Origin of the sequence: Halolactibacillus halophilus (assembly GCF_900115605.1) — a bacterium.
Classification (GTDB): domain Bacteria; phylum Bacillota; class Bacilli; order Bacillales; family Amphibacillaceae; genus Halolactibacillus; species Halolactibacillus halophilus.
This window is the reverse complement of the sequence record NZ_FOXC01000064.1, coordinates 1-5,756: the sequence shown is the minus strand read 5'-3', so window position 1 is coordinate 5,756 and position 5,756 is coordinate 1. Positions and strand designations below refer to the sequence as shown.

The window sequence follows — 5,756 nt, the reverse complement described above, 5'->3', positions numbered from 1 at the left end:
ATCATGCCATTCAGACACAAATGAACCTGAAAGATAAGTTGAGATATGGGAAGCCGATGGGATGGTCGCTTGAGGACCATGGTGACTACTATATCGTTAAATGCTTAATTGATGTACCGGTTTCACCCTATTTGAATACCTCAACATCAACGGGTATGGTTGGTGTTGATTTGAATGTGAATCATACCGCCGTCGCCAATATCAACGCCATAGGTCAATGTGTGGATGCCTTTACCCTTCCGTTTAACTTAGAGGGTAAAACAGAACTTAAATGTACCGGTTCTATTTGGTACGGCTGAAAACGCTGTATTTAATCAACTATTCGCTGCATTGATTGTGTATGTTCTACTGAAATTCCTACATACACACGGAAGCAAAGGAGCCTACTGTAAACCTTTGTCCTTCACAGGCTTTTTACGCCTGCTTCTTTGTGATGCCTTGCCGATAGAATGGCGCTTAGAAATCAGGGAATTAGCGAAATGGCAGCAGAAACTCGCGACTGGTAATATGTATAATTATGGCTAATCAACACGCGTGTTCAGCTTGGATATTAAGGGCGATTTTTATAGTATGAGATATAGACAAGTGAGTTCCCTTTCAAGCGTTAGTTTTGGTCGACTTCAATTCTACAGAGAAACTCACTTTTTTTATATTTAGGAAGAAAAAAGAAGCTAGCGAGTTATTTTAGTGAGCAATCTCTGCCCTACTTAAAATCCCTTCACCAACACCAAATATTATACAATTAATGATTTGTCTGTGTTGTCTTTAGAGTAGCTTTTTAATCTCATCTTCAAACGCTTCTGGTTCTGTTTTTGGTGCGAAGCGACTGACGACGTTGCCGTCTCGGTCGATGAGAAACTTCGTGAAGTTCCATTTGATTGCGCCGCCTAAGATGCCCGATTGTTGTTTGGTTAAGTACTTAAATAGCGGGTGTGCATCTTTTCCGTTGACGTTTATTTTACTAAACAGGGGAAAGGTGACGCCGAAATTAAGCTGGCATGCTTGGCTGACTTCTTCGTCTGTCCCAGGTTCTTGATTTAGAAATTGATTACTCGGGAACCCTAAGACGACAAACCCATCGTCTTTATATTTTTGATACAGGGTTTCAAGACTGCTAAATTGATTCTTTAAACCACATTTTGTTGCGGTATTGACAATTAAGATGACGTTGCCTTTATAGTCCTCCAGTGATTGTTCTTTATGATCGATTGTCTGAACATTAAATTCATAAATACTCATATTTTCCCCTCCGTGTCATATATTGATCTTCATCTGATTTGTCCCTGGTCACGCACTGGTACGAATTAATAGCGCAAGGGCCACTCCTTGTGTATACCCTATTATTTAAAAAGCTAATCAATGATAAGCGGGTAAATAGCAGATATGAATCAGGAGAGGGTGATAAGGTTTAAGGGCGAGATAAAAGGGCTAATTACATAATGATAACAGTAATCGGTTGTAAGTTTTTAAAAAATAAATGAGGTGAAGAAAATGGCTGTACAAGTAACGCTCCGTCCACTTGAATATGAAGATTTAGCTGATGTGAAACGGTGGTATAATGACCCAACTACGTTAACGATGATCGGACACACACCGAAAAGTTTAACAGCGATTGAAGAGATGGTTGAACAGATGGAACAAACCGGCGCAGAAATTTATGTGATTGAATCTCGTCAGCATGAAAAACTAGGGTGGATTCACTTAACATCGATTAACCAAAGCCACGGGAGAGCTGAGATTGGGCTCGTGTTAGACCGAGAGCATCAAGGGCAAGGACACGGGGAAGCGGCGATGCTGCAGATGTTGTCGTATGCATTTGATCATTTACGCCTTAATAAAGTGTATCTCACCACACGTGGTATTAATGAAAAAGCGAAAGGGTTATATGAAAAGTTAGGTTTTCAGATTGAAGGGACGTTTAAAGATCACTGTTTTGTGAACGGAAAATATTATGATACGTACTTTATGAGTTTGTTTGAATCCGATTGGCGTCATTGATATACGCCCAGCTAGTTATTAATAAGCCATAGCCAAAATTCTCATTTGGATTTTCAATACAGTTATTTTGCAGTTCAAAAAGAAAAAAATGAGCGGTCATCCTTTGTGTTATAAGGGTTGACCGCTCATTGTATATTGTAAAAATACGTAGCGAATTAGATCGCTTGTTTCGTTTCTTGTTCAAGGGCCTGTAAACGTGCTGCCACGTCAGCTTCCGTTAATTCGTGTTCTTCAACATAACGGTTACGTTCATGCACACGGCATTCATGACTACATCCACGTAAATGTTTATGTTCATTTTCTTCTGAACAAATAATTTGTTTGTTGCACTCAGGATTGGCACAATTCACGTAGCGTTCACAAGGTTTACCGTCAAAGTAATCACGACCAACAACCACGTGTTCTACTTGGTTAATCGGTACACTGATCCGTTCATCGAAAACATACATCTGACCGTCCCATAATTGCCCCTTTGTTTCTGGGTGTTTCGCATAAGTCGCAATCCCGCCGTGTAGCTGATTCACATTTTCAAAGCCTTTTTGAAGTAACCAACCAGAGAATTTCTCACACCGAATCCCGCCGGTACAATAAGTTAAGATGCGTTTACCTTTAAACTTCTCTTTATGCTCATCAATCCATTGCGGTAACTCACGGAATGTATGAATATCAGGACGCACTGCCCCGCGGAAGTGACCAAGGTCATACTCATAGTCGTTACGGGCATCGATGACAATTGTATTCTCATCTTGCATCGCTTCGTAGAAATCTTTCGGTTCTAAATAATTCCCGGTAATTTCGTTAGGATTAATATCCTCAGCACCGAGTCGTAAGGTAACGAGCTCAGGACGAGACTTGACTTTCAGTTTTTTAAAGGTATGACCTTCTGATGAGTCAATTTTAAATGGCATGTCTTTAAACATTGGATGCGTGTTCATGTACTGAATATAACGCTCCGTATCTTCTTTTGTTCCTGAACACGTGCCGTTAACCCCTTCGTGAGAGATTAAAATCCGTCCGAGTAAATTAAAGTCCGCACAGACACGTTTGTGTGCTTTGGCGAATTGATCCGGGTCTTTAATGTCAACATAGTGATAATACAGTAATACTTGATAATTTTCCATTTCTTAAAACCACCTATTTTTCGTATTTGCAAGATACGGATGTAGGGGTAAATCAACTTAGTCTCTTGCATCATCCATTATAATGAAATATGCATACTTTATCAACCTTTAAGTTGTTAAAAGTGGCGAGGCAAAATAAACAGTCAGTCTCATGCTTTACAAAAGATGTTGTCATCTACTACACTTATCGTATAGAAAAGAAGGTGAGATAATAGTGGATGCCTATGATAAAAAAGCACAAGAAGAAGCGGTGATTAAACATTACCAACAACAAGAAGAGACAATGATTTTATTATTTTGTCAGTGGTGTGTGAATCACGATTTAGACCCGGCCACGTTATACCAAGAAGCCTATCCGGCCCAACTTGTCCCGAAACAGTTAGAAGAAATCAATGAACAAACGGTTGGAAAAGAGGAAGGCCTTGATGTCGATACTGCGTTACTCATTGACGTGATGAGCCAGTTTAGTAACAACGATTTAGCTTTTGTCGTGAATAACTATGATGAACAGCTGAAGCAGAAACAAAAGAAATAACAGTTCAGTCCCAGAAGTTGATAAGACAAAACAAGCTCCGAGCACAACAGTGCCGAGAGCTTGTTTTGTCACTTGTGTTGTAGGGTCGTTAGATGACGTATACGCTTGTTAGGCGTTGTTGTAAAGTAAGTAAAGCGCTTGTGTGCCTAAGTCCTCGAGCCCTTCAGCTGCGAGCTGTTGATACATCGATAAGGCAAGGCTTAAACCAGGTGCATCAAGCCCCATCTCCTCAGCTGCTTCTTTAGCGATTGTCATATCTTTAATAAAATGTTTAATATAAAAGCCAGGCGCTGTATCCTGTTTAATCATTCTAGGGGCGAGATTATCAAGTGACCAACTACCGGCAGCTCCTTGTGAGATGCATTCTAACACACGAGTAGGATCTAGTCCTGCCTTGTTAGCGTAAAGCATTGCTTCTGTTACCCCAATCATATTTGATGCAATTGTGATTTGGTTACACATTTTTGTGTGTTGACCGGACCCGCTTTGTCCTTGCAAGATAATGTTCTTACCAAGCAGTTCAAGTAGTGGCTTGGCGCGATTAAAGGCCGCTTCTTCACCACCAACCATAATCGTTAACGCTTTGTTTTTAGCCCCAATGTCGCCACCGGAAACAGGCGCATCGAGTGATTGTAATCCGCGCTTATGAGCGGCTTGTTCAATTTGTTTACTTAAGGCTGGCTTTGATGTTGTAAAATCAATCAATAGACTGCCTTTCTTTGCTTGTTCAATAATCCCATCTTCTCCGAAGTAAATCGCTTCAACGTCTGATGGATAACCGACCATTGTCATTACACAATCACTTACGACACTTACTGATTTGACATCATCATGCCAGTAAGCCCCTCGTTCGATTAAGTCCTCTGCTTTACTTTTCGTCCGGTTATAAATATGTACTTCATAGCCTGCTTCAATTAAATGATGGGCCATACTTTTTCCCATCACACCAGTACCAATAAACCCGATTGTTTTCATGACTACCCCTCCAATAAAAGTTTTGTTATGATTATTCTAGCTAAAAAGAGAGAAAAATGCGATAAATGAGAATCTTAGGGGGGATTTTGGTGAGTTGGCACGTGAAAACATTTCAAGAATTATCACCAGATAAGTGGTACGAGATTGCTAAGCTGCGTTCTGATGTCTTCATTGTGGAACAAACAAGTGCGTATCATGAATTTGACGATTTAGATCAACAGAGCCTGCATCTCTATTATGAAGATGCTAACAAAGTGGTTAGCTACTGTCGCATTATCCCAGAAGGGTATGTCTATAATGAGGTAACCATTAGTCGCGTCATTGTAAAGAAAAGTCATCGCCAAATGGGGTTAGGGAAACAGTTGCTTAAACGCGCAGTTGAGATGGCATCAGCATTTAATCTAAAGCCAATCCAAATTCAAGCGGAACAATATTTAACCGCATTTTATCAAAGTTTTGGTTTTGAAGTTATTTCAGAACCTTATCTTGACTGTGATATTTACCATGTTGATATGATTAGGAGGGAAACGGATGTTTCAAGTCAAACGCTTTAATGAGTTAACGACAGACAAACTGTATCAATTATTAAAACTAAGAGTCGACGTCTTCGTCGTCGAACAAAACTGCCCTTATCCGGAAATTGATGGACTCGATCAAGATTGTCTCCATCTCTTCACTGAAGAAGCGGGCGTCATTACCAGTTATTGTCGCCTGATTCCACCAGGTGTTCTGTACAATGAGCCTTCCATTGGGCGGATTTTGGTCCATCAAAATTATCGTGAGAAAGCACTCGGACGAGCAATCGTGAGTGAAGCGATTCGGGTAACTAAAGAAGCGTTTAACCGCGGGGATATTAAAATTCATGCGCAAGTGTATTTAGATGATTTTTATACTTCTTTTGGTTTTAAACCTGTCAGTGACGAGTATTTAGAAGATGGAATTTTACATGTGGATAGAGTGTTATCAGAAGATGTGAAAAAACAGTAATGAAGGTAGTGATTGAAAGGTATAAATTTTAAAAAGATAAAATAGAAGGTTGTATAATATTTGGTGTTGGTGAAGGGATTTTAAGTGAGACAGAGATTGCTCACTTAAATAACTCACTAGCACCTTATTTCTGCCTAAAT

At 39.9% G+C, this 5,756-nt stretch carries 7 protein-coding genes and 1 pseudogene; 5 read left to right on the top strand and 3 right to left on the bottom strand.

What is annotated here, in order from left to right; all coding sequences use genetic code 11:
- Positions 1-299, top strand: a pseudogene (locus BM098_RS12840) (IS200/IS605 family accessory protein TnpB-related protein); the annotation flags it as partial.
- A gap of 466 nt (positions 300-765) precedes the next feature.
- Here the strand turns inward: BM098_RS12840 and BM098_RS12830 are convergent.
- The gene (locus BM098_RS12830) at positions 766-1,239 is read right to left on the bottom strand and encodes a glutathione peroxidase (RefSeq protein WP_089833992.1); all 474 of its coding nucleotides are present in this window, start codon (positions 1,237-1,239) and stop codon (positions 766-768) included.
- A gap of 252 nt (positions 1,240-1,491) precedes the next feature.
- Between BM098_RS12830 and BM098_RS12825 the strand changes: the two genes are divergently transcribed.
- Positions 1,492-1,998: a GNAT family N-acetyltransferase gene (locus BM098_RS12825; protein WP_089833990.1), complete on the top strand. Its 507-nt coding sequence runs from the start codon at positions 1,492-1,494 to the stop codon at positions 1,996-1,998.
- A 155-nt stretch (positions 1,999-2,153) separates the two neighbouring features.
- Here the strand turns inward: BM098_RS12825 and trhO are convergent, their stop codons facing one another.
- Entirely contained in the window at positions 2,154-3,119 is a 966-nt protein-coding gene (trhO, locus tag BM098_RS12820) for an oxygen-dependent tRNA uridine(34) hydroxylase TrhO (RefSeq protein ID WP_089833988.1), read from the bottom strand.
- A gap of 214 nt (positions 3,120-3,333) precedes the next feature.
- Between trhO and BM098_RS12815 the strand changes: the two genes are divergently transcribed.
- On the top strand, positions 3,334-3,654 hold the full coding sequence (locus BM098_RS12815) for a hypothetical protein (RefSeq protein WP_234987506.1): 321 nt from the start codon (positions 3,334-3,336) through the stop codon (positions 3,652-3,654).
- 108 nt (positions 3,655-3,762) lie between these two features.
- On the opposite strand, the gene BM098_RS12810 is transcribed toward BM098_RS12815, so the two are convergent.
- A complete protein-coding gene (locus BM098_RS12810; protein ID WP_089833986.1) occupies positions 3,763-4,629 on the bottom strand; it encodes an NAD(P)-dependent oxidoreductase in 867 nt (288 codons plus the stop codon).
- An 89-nt stretch (positions 4,630-4,718) separates the two neighbouring features.
- Here BM098_RS12810 and BM098_RS12805 point away from each other — a divergent pair, with 89 nt between their 5' ends.
- Complete coding sequence (locus BM098_RS12805; protein WP_234987505.1) at positions 4,719-5,183, top strand: GNAT family N-acetyltransferase; 465 nt, start codon at positions 4,719-4,721, stop codon at positions 5,181-5,183.
- On the top strand, positions 5,161-5,616 hold the full coding sequence (locus BM098_RS12800; RefSeq protein ID WP_089833982.1) for a GNAT family N-acetyltransferase: 456 nt from the start codon (positions 5,161-5,163) through the stop codon (positions 5,614-5,616). Before BM098_RS12805 ends, BM098_RS12800 begins: the two co-directional genes overlap by 23 nt.
- The last annotated feature ends 140 nt before the right edge of the window (positions 5,617-5,756 follow it).